The sequence below is a fragment of the Synergistota bacterium genome (assembly GCA_025060595.1).
Classification (GTDB): Bacteria; Synergistota; GBS-1; order GBS-1; family GBS-1; genus 42-11.
In genome coordinates, this window is record JANXBX010000002.1 from 107,174 (window position 1) to 120,740 (window position 13,567).

Consider the following 13,567-nt stretch of genomic DNA (forward strand, 5'->3'; position numbering starts at 1 on the left):
TCTTTAAAAAACCCTATTTCTTAATCCATCCCTTTTCAGTGTAATACTTTAAAGCCCCAGGGTGAATCGGCCCACCAACTATGTTAGGCATATCCTCTGGCTTAAACTTAGCATAGGTAGCCCCAACCGCTCTAATCCTATCAGGATTCTCAGCCATAACCTTAACAAGCTTATAAACTACAGATTCATCAAGCTTCTTATTAGCTACAAGTATTGGTGTTTCCGTTATCGTAACCACATCCTTAGGTATAAAGTCGTAGGAACCACCAGGTATCTTAGCTATCCCATATTTGTATTTCTCTCTTAAGGCCTTCAATACGCTTTCATCGGCAGGTATAACCCTAAGCTTTCTCTTTAAGGAGAGCTCAATTATGGCGGGCATAATAGGACCACAGTAGGCATCCGCATGCCCATCAGCTATAAGCGAGGCAGCCTCAGCATAGGGAACGTAGCTTATCCTACCGCCTGCTTGAGAAAGGCTTTCCGGGGTTATTCCATATTCACTAAGAAGCCTCTCCGTAGCCAAAGATGGAGAAGAGCCCTTAGGAGCAGTAACTATCCTTATGGGGAGCTTCTTCTCAGCTATCTCCTTTATAGAATCAAGCTTATAATCGTCCCTAACCAAGAAGACAGCCATATAAATCTCAGCAAGGTAAGCAACTCCCATAACATCCTCATGAGGTTCAAGATCCTTAAAGGCATCCATCTTATTTCTAGCAGCGTAAAGAAGCTGGTCTTGAGTTGTAGCTATGTCCGCCTTTCCTCTCTGAACATTGGTAAGGTTGGCAATCGCTCCACCAGTTGTAACGTTTATCTTAGTATTCGGAAGCTCCTTTTGAAGAAGATCAGCTAGCGTCCCAGCAAGGATATACCACTCACCACCGACAGGGCCACCAGCAATCGTAAGAAACTCCGGAACAGCTGCGAAAGCTACCGAGGAGATGAAAATACAAGCTATTACAAAAACCATCTTTAGTAACCTCATGACTCCATCCCTCCTTCTTCCAGATTTAATTGAGACTTTATTTCCTTAAGATAACTATACAAGGTGTACTTAGATATTCCAAGCCTCCTTGCAACATATTCAACAGCTCCTCTAACTAAAAAGACCCCCTCTTGATCAAGCATCCTTAAGGCCTCGATACGCTGCTTCTTCCCCATCTCTGAAACGGGCACACCTATCTTAGCGAGAACGTTACTAACCACATTCGAAAGAAGAGAGCTCAGGCTATCAAAGAACCTCTCATGAGTCTCTATATCCTCCTTAACGCTTCCGATCTTCTGAGATAAAGCCTCGCTCACCTTAATCCAGAAAGATATATCTTGATTTATACAGAGACAGCCTATCACGTTATCCTTACCATCTCTAATAAAAAGCGTCGAAGACTTAAGAAGCCTACCATCAGGGGTAGTAGCTCTGTAGTTCAAGATGCTCTTTATAGGCTCTCCCTTTCTTAAAAGTCTTAAAACGAGATCGGTTAACGGGGCACCAACCCTCCTACCAGTTAGGTTACCACTGACCTTTATAACGGAGCTCTCAGGCTTAGATAGATCGTGAAGAACGAGCTCACAATCCTCACCTATAGCCATCCTCAAATCATCTAAAATGCCTGATAAAGCCTTAAGTATAACATCCTTCTCCGACGTCTTTATCATCACCACCCCCACACAAATAAATTGTATTCTACAACAATTTTATTGTATAAGATAAGGGATGTCAACCACCTGTTGACAGAATTTTTAGAGAAAATATATAATGAGAGCGAGGTTTCACTCTTACATGAAGGAAAGGATAACAAGCATGCTTAAGGGACCGGTTTTTCAAATAAAAGAGAGCGATTCTCTTAAAAAGCTTTCTATCCTTTCCGCATCCGCAAGATATGATAATTCCTGTAGCAGCTCTGGGGGGAAAAGGGAAACGCATCCTTATGGAATGGGAAACTCCTACTTAAGCGGAATATGTCACTCTTGGTCATCCGATGGAAGATGCGTATCTTTACTTAAAATTCTCATGACCAACTTTTGCTATAACAACTGTAAATATTGCATAAATAGGGCAAAAAACGATGTGCCGAGAGCGATAATGACCCCTCAGGAGATCGCAAACCTAACGATAGAGTTCTACAGGAGAAACTACATAGAGGGACTATTTTTAAGCTCTGGAATATATAAAGATCCCGACTACACAATGGAGCTAATGCTCGAGACAGCAAGGATATTAAGAAATAGATATTACTTTAATGGATATATACACTTAAAGCTTATCCCGGGAGCCTCAAGGGAGCTTGTAGAGGAAGCCTTCCGACTAGCCGATAGGGTTAGCTCAAATTTAGAGCTACCTACTGAAATAAGCTTAAAAAGATTAGCCCCCGATAAGGAATTGAAAAAGCTATTTCAACCTCTAAAAATAGTAAGAGAGGTGTACGAGGAAAAGAGACTTAAGGCACCAGCCTCAACCCAAGTTATAATAGGAGCAACACCTGACACAGACAAAACCGTATTAAGTCTAGCAGATAGCCTATATCAGCAAAAGATCGTAAGAAGGGTGTATTACTCAGCTTATATTCCCGTTAATAACGATTCCGATCTACCTATGATCAATGAGCCTCCACTTTTACGTGAACACAGACTATACCAAGCGGACTGGCTGCTCAGATTTTACGACTTCCGATTAGATGAGCTCTTCGAAGATGGAGAAAATCTGCCACTGGAGTTAGATCCAAAGCTCGCATGGGCTTTAAGGCACCTCGATTTCTTCCCGGTTGAACTTACGAAAGCGGACTACGAGGCACTGATAAGAATTCCCGGTATAGGTCCCACCTCGGCCAAAAAGATAATACAGGCAAGAAGATACGGCAATCTTTCAGAGGAAACATTAAAGAAACTTAGAATACCTTTAAAGAGGGCAAGATTTTTCATAACTATTAGAGGTAAGGAGTTAGCCAAACCCTCTCCCAGGGAGAGAAAGGCCTTAGAAAACAGACAGCTCTCCCTTTTTGAGGTCACCAATGGTATCCTATACCTATGATGGAACCTTCGAGGGTTTCCTGTGCCTTATATACAAATTGCTCCAAACGGATCTAAACTTACATGAAATAGGAGTAGAAAACGAAAGGCTTTCTCCCCTTAGCAAAGGCTTATTTTCAGAGAAAATACAAACCGATATTACTTTAGCAAAAAGCTTTTATAAACAACTAAGGGAAAAGCTTCCAGAGGAGCTATTCAAGAAGATATATATCTACTACTTATGTGATACCGCTAAGCTCGAGCTACCGCTTACTAAGCTAATTAAGAGAATAGACTCTGATCCAAACGCATGGAGGAATATAACGTCAGATGAGGCTATTAAGCTTTATCAAGCTGAAAGAGCCTTCAACCGCGAAAGACACAGATGGCTAGGCCTCTTAAGATTTGTAGAAATCGATGAAAGGCTTCTTTTCGCTAAATTTGAACCTAAATTTAACGTTCTACCTAGGATCTGGAATCACTTTAAAGGAAGGTTTCCGAACGAGAACTTCATGATTTACGATTCTTTAAGAAAGCTTCTATTTAAGCACATGTGGGGGAAAGGCGAGCTTTTGTGGATTGATAACCTCGATATCAAGCCCTCCCTTACGGATCCGTTTATCTACCTATGGAAACGCTACTTTGAAGAGATAGCTATACCTGAGAGAATAAATACCGAAAGGCAGAAAAGCAAGCTTCCCTTACGAGCTAGAAGGTTTCTACCTGAAACGTGGAAAGACCTAACCCTATAAAACCCTTACAGGCTCAGAAGATGGCTTGGAAATAAGGAAGCCTTGAAAATAATCCACCTTATCCTTAAGATACTCAAACTCGTCTTTAGTTTCCACTCCCTCAGCAAGGGATTTAATATTAGCCTCTTTACATATGCGCACTAATGCAGAAACTATGCTCTGCTTTAAAGAGTCATAGTTTACGTTTCTCACTATTTCCTTTTCTATCTTAACTATATCGGGCCTCAAGTTAACGAGCATCTCGAGGTTCGAGTAACCAGATCCTACATCGTCAAGAGCTACCCTGAAACCATTCTGTCTATAATAATCCAAGATATTACCTAAATGCTTTACATCCTCGATCTTTTGGCTTTCTACGACCTCAAATACCACCATCGAGGGATTAAATCCGAAATGGTTAACCCAACTTACAGTGGTTTGCAGGCAAAAGGCAGGATCGTATATACTTGATGGGGTAAAGTTTATGAAGATCATAAGATCGTATAGGGATTTTAAGGCTGCAGTCTTAATTGAAGCCTCTCTACAAGCTCTATCCAGGTAGAATAAGGTGTTAGTTTTCTCCGCAAGCCTAAATAAGGTGAGCGGAGGAAGGAGACTTCCATCACTTTTAACGCCCCTAATCAAACACTCCTGCCCTATAACCTTAAGATCGTATGAAACTATAGGCTGAAAGTAAACCACCAGTCTTCCCTCTTCCAATATGCTGAGATACTCCTCTGCTTCAATAATTGAAAACCATGTATCCAAGGGCTTGGCCCTCTTAAAGGATCCGATCGTCAGCTTCTCATCCTTGCCTAAAACCAAGACCAAGATGCCATTCCTCTCAGGGCTGGAGAAATTAGACCTTTCGTACAAGTTTTCCAGGAAAAGCCTAAAATTACTGCACTCTATGATAATAGCATCTTCCTCTTCTGAATACTTATAACCTAAAACCTTAAGTAACTCCCTCATCTTTTGAAGAAGGAGCTCGTGTTCGAAGATGATATACACCTTGGCTTCATCAGAGGGTATCATAGGAAGAGTTTGACACTTATGGCATTTACTCATCATGCTTCTTACCCCCTCACATTAAAAACCTTAAGATATGTGGAAATACCCTCTTTAGATATCAGGCTTCTTAGGCCCATCTTTCTGACCCTTCCAAAAATCGGTCTTTCTGGAAACGGCCTATCAAAGGCCCCGAAACACCAGCTTATACCCGCATAGCCATTAGGATCCCTACCATCTAAGGCATACTTATCATTCAAGTAACAAGCTATATCAAAAGCTTCCTTAGGATGAGAGGTCCATTCAAGGAGTTTCTTGCACCAGTACATCCTGACATAGTTATGAATCTTACCTGTAAGGAGTAGCTCCCTCTGAGCTGAGTTCCAATAAGGATCATCGGTTTTTGCCCTTTCAAGGTCCCCTAAGGGGTAAAGCTGAGGTCTTTTATCCTTAACATGCCTCTCTAAGGTATCCCTTGCCCATAGCGGAAGACCCTCATATTGATTATAAAGCGGGTTATACCAGACATAGTTTCGAGCAAGCTCTCTCCAGACCATAAGCTCATTTATAAAGCTTCTCACATTTTCATCCTCTAAAGGGGCCTCTTTAAGGATCCTCCTTATAATCTGAACAGGAGAAATCTGGCCAAAGCGAAGGTAAGGACTCAATTCCGATGTAACTTTAAAACCAGGGTCAGATCGATACTTAGCATAAAGAGGAAGCCTTTCGCTAACAAAAATATTAAGCCTCTTTAGGGCCTCATCCTCCCCTCCCTTAAAGTGATCGGTAACAGGGGAAACGCTCTTATCTATGTTAAGTTTCGAAATATACCCCTCTACCGATGTCTCATCCCAGGACTCTACTTCTATCGAAAGAGAGCTAAGCTTTACTTCCTGTTCAGGTAAATCCTCAAGAAAGCATAAGAAAGCATTATAAAGCTTCGGCCTTATAGTCCTCGCATAAGGTTCTGGCTTCCCTGAAATAGCATTAAGGGGGCAGATCACATCCCCCTCGACCGATATTATCGGAACATTTACCCTCTCCAGCAAGAGCTGTCTCCACAGCCTTTGATGCCTGAGATAACCTACATCACACACCAGAAGAGCCGCGTCCTTAGAAAGCTCTACAGCACCAATGGGAGGATCAGCCTTTCTTATAATCAACTTGATACCCCTGTCTTTAAACGAATCCCTAAGCTTAATTAATCCCTCCAGCATAAAGGTGTAGTATCGAGCGTTAGAGTATCTATATCTGTCAGTTATGCCAAAGTAAACCAAAAGGGGCTTGCTTAAACCGTTAGCGATATATATAGCAGTTTCAAGCGCAAAGTTTCCCTTCGATCTTTGGCTTGCTTCCATGAAATAAAGGACATATTTACCATCGATATTTAAGCAGGCATCTTTAATCAAGTGAATTCTTTCCTTTCTGATGAATGGCGGAAAGATACTCATAAACCTCAACCCCATAGATCTTCTTTGAAAGGGGTTAGATACATCTGACCGAGAACATAACTCTCCTCAAAGCGAATAGCAAGGCTTCTTATAACCTCAAGGGGCGTTCTTAAATCTATCTCACCAGCTCTATACCTTTCTATCAAGCCTAATAGATGATCTCTCTCCTTAGGCTTAATCCTCTTAGTAAAGTATCCAGCGAGATGATATAGAATATTAGCATGCCTAGGGCGAGTGGGTTTACGCGTCAGCGTCTCCTTAAAGAGATCTGAGTATAATTTCAACTTCTCTTCAAAGGGCATATCTCCATTCGCCACAATTCGTCCAAGCTCCCTATAAAGTCTCTCATTACAGGCCTTTAAAATAAACTTATAAGAGGTATGGAACTCAACAAGCCCAGCTGGGGATGGATTTTCAAGAAGACCTCTTAGCCTTGCTAAAGCGAAGATCTGAGTGAGGAAATGATGATAAAAGCTTTTATTTCTGAGCCTTCCCTCATCCTCAATGGGCAATCCTGAAAACAACTCCCTTAAGCCATCCACCAAAAAGCCATCAGCTTTACCTATAACTATATTCCCCTTATAAAGCTTAGCCGATCCAACACCACAGGATGGAGACTTGCTCTTTAAAATAGCTCCGTCAAGCTTTCCGATCGTAGATAGAAACTCCCTGATCATCACCCTCATATCCTTGGTCAGATCCCTGCCCGTATCTGGCTGATAGAGCCTCTTTTCAGAGCCTTCCTTTACCAGGATTATCTTGGGGCGAGGAATACCCAAACCTAATTCAACCTCGGGACAAAAGATAATAGGATCAATAAAAGGCTTTATCTTATCAACTATAGAATCTCTTACCTCTCCTCCATCATAGCGCACAGGCTCAAAGAAACACCTACTTATTAAAACCCTAGGCATGCTCATGGCTTGCCAAGCGCTTTTCGCCTCACCAACCCTAATCTTGTCAATAAATTGATAATATTTTGGGGGTAGCTTAATAATACACAGCTGTCCCCCAATTATTTAGCTTCCGAAGACCTTCTTCTGCTCGGGAACTAGATAAACGGGTTTCTCTCCGCTTAAGGCTTTTATTACACAATCAGCTACCATTATCGCCATCCTATCCATAGCATCAGAGGAGGCAGCACCTATATGAGGAAGCAAAACCACATTATCCATCTCTAAAAGCTCCGGCTCTATCTGGGGTTCCCTTTCGTAAACGTCGAGCCCAGCTCCACCGAGATGACCTGCCTTTAAGGCCTTCACTAAGGCCTTCTCATCAACTACAGGTCCCCTAGAGGCGTTTATAAGAAAAGCTCCTTTCTTCATCATGAAAAGCCTTCTCTCATCAAGAAGATGATGAGTCTCCTGAGTTAGAGGAACATGAAGAGTAACGAAGTCGGACTCTTTAAGGAGATCCTCAAGAGGCATGTATTTTACACCTAAATCTCCCTCTAAGTCTTCAGGAAGCCTTGTCCTACTATAATAGAGAACTTTCATGTTAAAGCTTTTAGCCCTTCTTGCTACAGCTCTTCCTATCCTTCCGAGGCCTATTATGCCAAGGGTCTTCCCAGCAAGACCAGGCCCAAGGAAAAGCCCAGGCTTCCATCCTTTAAACTTGCCAGCCCTTACGTACTTATCCGCTTCAACTATTCTTCTTGAAACGGCAAGCATTAAGGCTAAGGTGACTTCCGCAACGGCATTCGTCATAGCGCCAGGCGTATGGGTCACATATATCCCCTTCTGCGTAGCATATCCCACATCTATGTTGTTGTATCCTACAGCATAATTAGCTATGACCTTAAGCTTCTTTCCAGCATCAATAAACTCCTTATCCACAGGGTCAGCGAGCATAGTTACAACCCCATCCACATCCCTGATCCTTTCAAGAAGCTCCTCCTTAGTTAAAAGCCTCTCCTCCTCGTTTAAGTCCACCTCAAATCTCTCTCTTAGAGCCTTCAGACCGACCTCAGGTATCCTATAGGTTACCAAAACTCTCATAAGCTATCCCCCTTTCGCTTTGAGAACCTCCTTGTTAACGAGAGTTGGAGGAATCTCACCCTTAGCAAAAGCTATCAAGTTATCAACCACAAGCTGGGCCATGGCCCTTCTTGTATCGTAAGTAGCGCTGCCTATATGAGGAACCATAACCACGTTTTTCAAAGAGGTGAGCTCGTGATTAGCCGGCAGGGGCTCCTCCTCAAAGACATCAAGGCCAGCACCGGCTATCCATCCTTCCCTTAAAGCCCTAACCAAGGCGGGAGTATCGACCACAGGACCTCTTGCCACATTAACCAGTATCGCAGTTTTCTTCATGAGCTTAAGCTCACGCTCACCTATCATATGATAGGTCTCTTGCGTTAATGGAGTATGAATGGTAATAAAGTCAGAAGAGGATAAGAGCTCATCTAAGGCCTTATATTCCACACCTAACTCCCTTTCGGCCTTTTCATCCCTCTTTCTATTGTGGTAGATTACCTTCATTCTAAAGGCCTTGCCATACTCCGCAACCCTTTTTCCAATCCTACCTAAACCTATTATACCCAAAACCTTACCCGATAGCTGATGTCCTAAAAACATTTCTGGATGCCAGGCGACCTTCCCCCTATCCCACTCTCCAAATCTGACAAAGTGATCCGCAACCACTATATTCCTTGCAGTAGCTAATAGCAAAGCCCATGTGAGCTCAGCGGTAGCGTCGGTTAAAACATCAGGGGTGTTGGTTACATAAATCCCTTTCCTAGTAGCACACTCTAAATCTATGTTGTTATATCCCACAGCATATTGAGCGATTATCTTAAGGTTCCTGGCCTCATTTAACAAATTACAATCTATCCTATCGCTTAGTAGAGAGGCAAAGGCATCTATATCTCTGACCTTAGTTAAAAGCACATCATAGGGTATCTCCTCATGCCTATCCCAGATCTCGACATCGTAGTAATCATAGAGCTTCTTAATTATGTCTGGAAAAAGCTTTCTTGACATAAAAAGCTTAAGCTTGGCCATGGCTCTTCCCTCCTTACTCTTTTACAATATGCTTTTCCCAAAACTTTATAGCGTCATCTATCCATCCTTCCGCAATAGTTCCCTCACCGAGGCCAAACCCATGTGAAAGTCCATGAAATATCCTTATTTCCGCATCGATCCCGCTAGCCTTGATTCTGTTAAGCCTATCCTCCATTACTTTGTAAGGTGCAAATTTATCATTAGTCCCCACACATGCAAATGTTGGGGGCTCTTTCCCTGTAACCTCTGATAAAGCAGTATATTGCATAATCACAACAGCAGGACGTGGATACCTCTTTTCCCCAAAACTCCCAGTGCCATAGCTTCCAAGCCATGCTACCATACGTGCGCCTGCGGATCCTCCCCATAGAGAGTATCCCTTAATATCCATCCCAAGCTTGCTAGCATTTTCATGAAGAAAAGCAATTGCTCTTGCAAGGTCCTTGCAGGCATTCTGAACACCAGATCCCGTAATTTTTCCTCATCAGAATAAATATCATAGAAAACGGTCTCTCCAGATACGATACGCTCTTTCAGATAATTCTCGTATTACATCTTCGATCATCGTATCCTTAGTAAAAGCCTTATAAGATTTAGCATTCATTTTATAATCTAAACTTACCCCATAGCCTACTAAAGGGGTATACTATTCGCCAACGATAGATCCATCAGCGATCGTAAGAACCCCTGGGATAGCTCCAAAAGCTACCGAAGAGCTTAAAAGACAAGCCATTATAGAAACCGCGCTTAGCGATATCCTCAAGGTAGCCCCCCTTAGCGAAAAACTACTAACCACATTTGAAAGAGTATGAAGCAGGATATCCTATATCACTAAGCTTTTTAAGAATAGGCTCTATATTCTCGGTGTTAAGCTCGATCTTTTTCTCCTCGACGCTTATATTGAAATCCTTTAAACCTAGCTCTTCCAGAGCCTTCGCTATCCTCTTCTTACAATGATCGCAAGAGATATTAGGAACTTTAAGAATATACTTCATCTTAACTTACCTCCCTTATCCTTAAGGAGTTAGCTATCACAGTTATGGAGCTCAATATCATGGCAACCTCAGCCACTACAGGGTGAAGCAGCCCCATCATAGCCATGGGGATAGCAACTAAGTTATAAAAGAAAGCCCAAAAGAGGTTACCCTTTATGATATTAAAGATCTTACTGGATATGCTAACTAAGTCAACAACCTTAGAAATCCCCCCACCTATAATTACCACATCGGCGCCCTCTATAGCCAAATCTACCCCAGAGCCCATAGCTATACCTATATCCGCACCCTTAAGGGCAGGAGCATCGTTCATCCCATCTCCCACCATCGCAACTTTAAGCCCTTCAACCTGATACCTTCTAACTATGCTAAGCTTATCAGAGGGCTTAACCTCAGCCCAAACTTCATCTATGCCAACCTTTCTTGCCACAGCTTGAGCGGTCCTTTTACCGTCTCCGGTCACCATTACCACTTTAATGCCCATCCCTTTAAGCCTCTGAACGGCCTCGAAGGAATCATCCCTTATAGGATCCTCAATTACTATAAAGCCTATAGGCTTATTATTCTTCCTAACCTCGACCACGGTCTTACCATCGATCAAATATCTATCATAGAGGGAATAATCTGCCGGCCTTCCCACAAAGTACTCATCACCGTTAAGAAAGGCTGATACTCCCTCACCGGCGATCTCCCTTACATCCTTTAAATCTAAAGCTAAGCTATCAGGATGCAATGAAGCTATAGCCTGAGCCAATGGATGACATGAGGCTTTTTCCATGCTCGAGACTATTTTCATGGTTTCTGCATCTAGATTATGAAATACAACGGTCGGCTTCCCTAAGGTTAAAGTCCCAGTTTTGTCAACTAAGAGAGCCTTCACATCCTTTGAGGTCTGAATCGCCTCAGCATTTCTCACCAATAGGCCTCTCTTCGCTAAAAGCCCGCTTCCCACAGCTAAGGCCATGGGAGTAGCAAGACCTAAGGCGCAAGGACAAGCTATTACAAGGGTAGCTATAAAAACGAATATAGAGAGGCTAAAAGGGTCCTGAATTGGCACGCTCCATGGGAAGAAGCGCCTAAGCCAATTAAGAAATGGAAGCAAGCTTTCAAAGCTAAAAAACCAAACGAAAGCGCTTATCACCGCAAGAGAAAAAACAAGGGGAACAAAGAAATAGGTTATCCTGTCAGCCAAAGCCTGTATAGGAATCTTGCTACCTTGAGCCTCCTCTATGAGCCTTATCATCTGATTTAAGAAACTATCTTCACCCACCTTACTCACCCTAATCTTAATGGGCCTTAAAAGATTTAAGGAGCCACCTATAACTTCGTCTCCCTCACCCTTTAAAACAGGCATAGCCTCACCGCTTATGAAAGATTCATCAACCGAGGACCTTCCCTCAACTATAACCCCATCGGCAGGTATCCTTTCCCCAGGCTTAACTAAAATTAAAAACCCTTCCTTTAATGCCTCTACAGGAAGGGTGATCTCCTCATCATTAAGCAATATCCTTGCCTCTTTACTTCTGAGCTTAAGAAGACCCTTTACTTCCTTAGTAGCCCTATCTCTCAAGCGAGATTCTATAAATCTACCAGTTACATGAAGAGTTATCACCATAGCGCCTATGGTACCAAAGGGGTTTATCTTAAACGCAAATAAGTTTAATAGAGAGGTTAACCATGAGGAAAGAGCACCCACTGCTATTAGCGTATCCATGTTAGCATGCCCATGCCTTATGGCTATCCAAGCACCCCTTAAGGCACCTCTACCAGCTCCAAAAATGATAAGAGGAACCGCTACACTCTCGAATAAGATGAAGCTCTTACTATGACCAACAAACATATGATGAATCATAAAGAGCATTAGCGGGATAGTAAGCAACCAGGCTAAAAGTAGATTCCTCTTCGCTTCCTTGTAGCGCTTTGACTCAAGCTCCTCAACTGGCTCCTCAGAAGCCCCATATCCCACATCCTCTACAGCCTTTTTGATTATCTCGAAAGATATTTCCCTTTCAGAAATTAAGAAAGCGGAAGACGTTGCTAAGTTAACTGATGCGAAGCTCACACCAGGGATATTAAGGAGAGCCCTCTCCACAATCCTCGCACAGTTAACGCAAGTCATACCTGTTACGGTAAAGCTCTTTTTAAAATCCCCTTTCACTGCTCTCTCCTATCTATTATCCTTTTCGCCTTCTTCTCATACCTAGGCAGAGTCCCGGCTTGAAGAAGCTCGAAATCCGCTTTTACTCCCGCTTTTTTCCTAAAGAGATCCTCAAGCTCCCTCTCTATCTCCCTAGGATCTCTTCCATCATTTATCTCTACCCTAACTAGCATCTTATCCATGCCCTTATCGGTATAAAGGTGGACCTCATATTCGCTGTCCACTCCATCAACTGCAGATATAACTTCTTCAAATAAAGAGGGAAGTATCTTAACGCCCTTAAAGGTTATTACATCATCAGTTCTACCCCTTATCCTAGATATCCTTGGAAACGGAAAACCGCATTTACACGGTTCAGGGATTAAGCTCCCTATATCCCTCGTTCTAAACCTTATTAAGGGCATGGCTTCCTTCCTTAGGGTAGTTATTACAATCTCCCCCTCTTCTCCGGGGGGAAGAACGTCACCTGTTGAAGGATCTATCACCTCAAACACTAAGTAGTCAGACCAATAATGTATACCCTCATGAAGCTGACAATCTATACCTATTCCAGGACCATAGACCTCCGTCATACCATATATATCAAAACTCTCAATACCTAATAACTCCTCTATCTTCTTTCTCCTCTTATCTCCCCAAATCTCTGCCCCAAAGATACCTTTCCTCAAGTGAAGCCTATCTCTTAGGCCTCTACGATTTATCTCCTCTGCTAAGAAAAGCCCATAAGATGCGGTTCCCGTTATAACCGTGGTCTTCATCATCATCATATACTCTATCTGCCTCTCCGTATTACCTGGCCCCATAGGGATAACCCAGGCCCCTAAGGCCTCAGCTCCACTCTGAAACCCTATCCCTGCAGTCCAAAGCCCGTATCCAGGAGTTATTTGAATTCTATCTTTAGGGGTCACACCAGCAAGCCTTAAGGAGCGAACCATCATCTCCGTCCAATCCTCCACATCCCTCTTAGTGTAAGCTATGATAACAGGCCTACCAGTGGTACCAGAAGTAGAGTGAATCCTTACCACCTCTTCCTCAGGAACAGCAAGAAAATCCTCAAAATGCCTCTCCCTTAAATCCTCCTTAGTGGTGAAAGGGATATACTTTAAATCGGAGAGAGCCTTAATCTTTGAGGGATCAACATCCTTTAGACGCTCCCTGTAAAAGGGGATTCTCTCTTTTGCCCTTTCAATTAAATTTTTGAGTTCCTCAAGCATCT

General features: G+C 42.8%; 13 protein-coding genes. 2 read left to right on the forward strand and 11 right to left on the reverse strand.

Going from position 1 to position 13,567, the window contains the following annotated elements; all coding sequences use genetic code 11:
- Window positions 1–13: 13 nt before the first annotated feature.
- Complete coding sequence (locus tag NZ900_01895) at window positions 14–985, reverse strand: TAXI family TRAP transporter solute-binding subunit (GenBank protein MCS7232845.1); 972 nt, start codon at window positions 983–985, stop codon at window positions 14–16.
- Entirely contained in the window at window positions 982–1,656 is a 675-nt protein-coding gene (locus NZ900_01900; protein ID MCS7232846.1) for a PAS domain-containing protein, read from the reverse strand. The genes NZ900_01895 and NZ900_01900 overlap by 4 nt, the downstream gene beginning before the upstream one ends.
- Before the next feature lie 100 nt (window positions 1,657–1,756).
- Here NZ900_01900 and NZ900_01905 point away from each other — a divergent pair, with 100 nt between their 5' ends.
- Together NZ900_01905 and NZ900_01910 are read left to right on the forward strand one after the other, a co-directional pair.
- Window positions 1,757–3,028, forward strand: coding sequence for a putative DNA modification/repair radical SAM protein (locus NZ900_01905; protein ID MCS7232847.1), 1,272 nt, complete (start codon window positions 1,757–1,759; stop codon window positions 3,026–3,028).
- The gene (locus NZ900_01910) at window positions 3,009–3,758 is read left to right on the forward strand and encodes a TIGR03915 family putative DNA repair protein (GenBank protein MCS7232848.1); all 750 of its coding nucleotides are present in this window, start codon (window positions 3,009–3,011) and stop codon (window positions 3,756–3,758) included. The genes NZ900_01905 and NZ900_01910 overlap by 20 nt, the downstream gene beginning before the upstream one ends.
- On the opposite strand, the gene NZ900_01915 is transcribed toward NZ900_01910, so the two are convergent.
- The 9 genes from NZ900_01915 to NZ900_01955 form a co-directional block, all read right to left on the reverse strand.
- Window positions 3,753–4,808 carry an EAL domain-containing protein gene (locus tag NZ900_01915; protein ID MCS7232849.1) on the reverse strand — a complete coding sequence of 352 codons (1,056 nt, stop codon included), beginning with the start codon at window positions 4,806–4,808 and terminating at the stop codon, window positions 3,753–3,755. The two genes, NZ900_01910 and NZ900_01915, sit on opposite strands and share 6 nt — an antisense overlap.
- Before the next feature lie 5 nt (window positions 4,809–4,813).
- Complete coding sequence (locus tag NZ900_01920) at window positions 4,814–6,196, reverse strand: deoxyribodipyrimidine photo-lyase (protein MCS7232850.1); 1,383 nt, start codon at window positions 6,194–6,196, stop codon at window positions 4,814–4,816.
- A 5-nt stretch (window positions 6,197–6,201) separates the two neighbouring features.
- Complete coding sequence (locus NZ900_01925) at window positions 6,202–7,110, reverse strand: DUF523 and DUF1722 domain-containing protein (protein MCS7232851.1); 909 nt, start codon at window positions 7,108–7,110, stop codon at window positions 6,202–6,204.
- Window positions 7,111–7,215: 105 nt separating this feature from the next.
- Window positions 7,216–8,193, reverse strand: a complete 978-nt coding sequence (locus NZ900_01930; protein MCS7232852.1) for a D-glycerate dehydrogenase — start codon at window positions 8,191–8,193, stop codon at window positions 7,216–7,218.
- A gap of 3 nt (window positions 8,194–8,196) precedes the next feature.
- A complete protein-coding gene (locus NZ900_01935; protein MCS7232853.1) occupies window positions 8,197–9,198 on the reverse strand; it encodes a D-glycerate dehydrogenase in 1,002 nt (333 codons plus the stop codon).
- Between the two features lie 13 nt (window positions 9,199–9,211).
- The gene (locus tag NZ900_01940; GenBank protein ID MCS7232854.1) at window positions 9,212–9,541 is read right to left on the reverse strand and encodes a hypothetical protein; all 330 of its coding nucleotides are present in this window, start codon (window positions 9,539–9,541) and stop codon (window positions 9,212–9,214) included.
- Window positions 9,542–9,986: 445 nt separating this feature from the next.
- A complete protein-coding gene (locus NZ900_01945; GenBank protein MCS7232855.1) occupies window positions 9,987–10,193 on the reverse strand; it encodes a heavy-metal-associated domain-containing protein in 207 nt (68 codons plus the stop codon).
- Between the two features lies 1 nt (window position 10,194).
- Window positions 10,195–12,351 (reverse strand): heavy metal translocating P-type ATPase, encoded by a 2,157-nt coding sequence (locus NZ900_01950; GenBank protein MCS7232856.1) that lies wholly within the window; start codon window positions 12,349–12,351, stop codon window positions 10,195–10,197.
- Window positions 12,348–13,565 (reverse strand): phenylacetate--CoA ligase, encoded by a 1,218-nt coding sequence (locus NZ900_01955; GenBank protein ID MCS7232857.1) that lies wholly within the window; start codon window positions 13,563–13,565, stop codon window positions 12,348–12,350. Before NZ900_01955 ends, NZ900_01950 begins: the two co-directional genes overlap by 4 nt.
- Window positions 13,566–13,567 lie beyond the last annotated feature (2 nt).

Excerpts from the sequence above, each read along its gene's own strand:
- NZ900_01955 (MCS7232857.1), bottom strand. The coding sequence starts at position 13,565 with ATGCTTGAGGAACTCAAAAATTTAATTGAAAGGGCAAAAGAGAGAATC.
- NZ900_01945 (MCS7232855.1), bottom strand. The coding sequence starts at position 10,193 with ATGAAGTATATTCTTAAAGTTCCTAATATCTCTTGCGATCATTGTAAG.
- NZ900_01940 (MCS7232854.1), bottom strand. The coding sequence starts at position 9,541 with ATGGTAGCATGGCTTGGAAGCTATGGCACTGGGAGTTTTGGGGAAAAG.
- NZ900_01895 (MCS7232845.1), bottom strand. The coding sequence starts at position 985 with ATGAGGTTACTAAAGATGGTTTTTGTAATAGCTTGTATTTTCATCTCC.
- NZ900_01935 (MCS7232853.1), bottom strand. The coding sequence starts at position 9,198 with ATGGCCAAGCTTAAGCTTTTTATGTCAAGAAAGCTTTTTCCAGACATA.
- NZ900_01915 (MCS7232849.1), bottom strand. The coding sequence starts at position 4,808 with ATGATGAGTAAATGCCATAAGTGTCAAACTCTTCCTATGATACCCTCT.
- NZ900_01925 (MCS7232851.1), bottom strand. The coding sequence starts at position 7,110 with ATGCCTAGGGTTTTAATAAGTAGGTGTTTCTTTGAGCCTGTGCGCTAT.
- NZ900_01920 (MCS7232850.1), bottom strand. The coding sequence starts at position 6,196 with ATGAGTATCTTTCCGCCATTCATCAGAAAGGAAAGAATTCACTTGATT.
- NZ900_01905 (MCS7232847.1), top strand. The coding sequence starts at position 1,757 with ATGAGAGCGAGGTTTCACTCTTACATGAAGGAAAGGATAACAAGCATG.
- NZ900_01930 (MCS7232852.1), bottom strand. The coding sequence starts at position 8,193 with ATGAGAGTTTTGGTAACCTATAGGATACCTGAGGTCGGTCTGAAGGCT.
- NZ900_01900 (MCS7232846.1), bottom strand. The coding sequence starts at position 1,656 with ATGATAAAGACGTCGGAGAAGGATGTTATACTTAAGGCTTTATCAGGC.
- NZ900_01910 (MCS7232848.1), top strand. The coding sequence starts at position 3,009 with ATGGTATCCTATACCTATGATGGAACCTTCGAGGGTTTCCTGTGCCTT.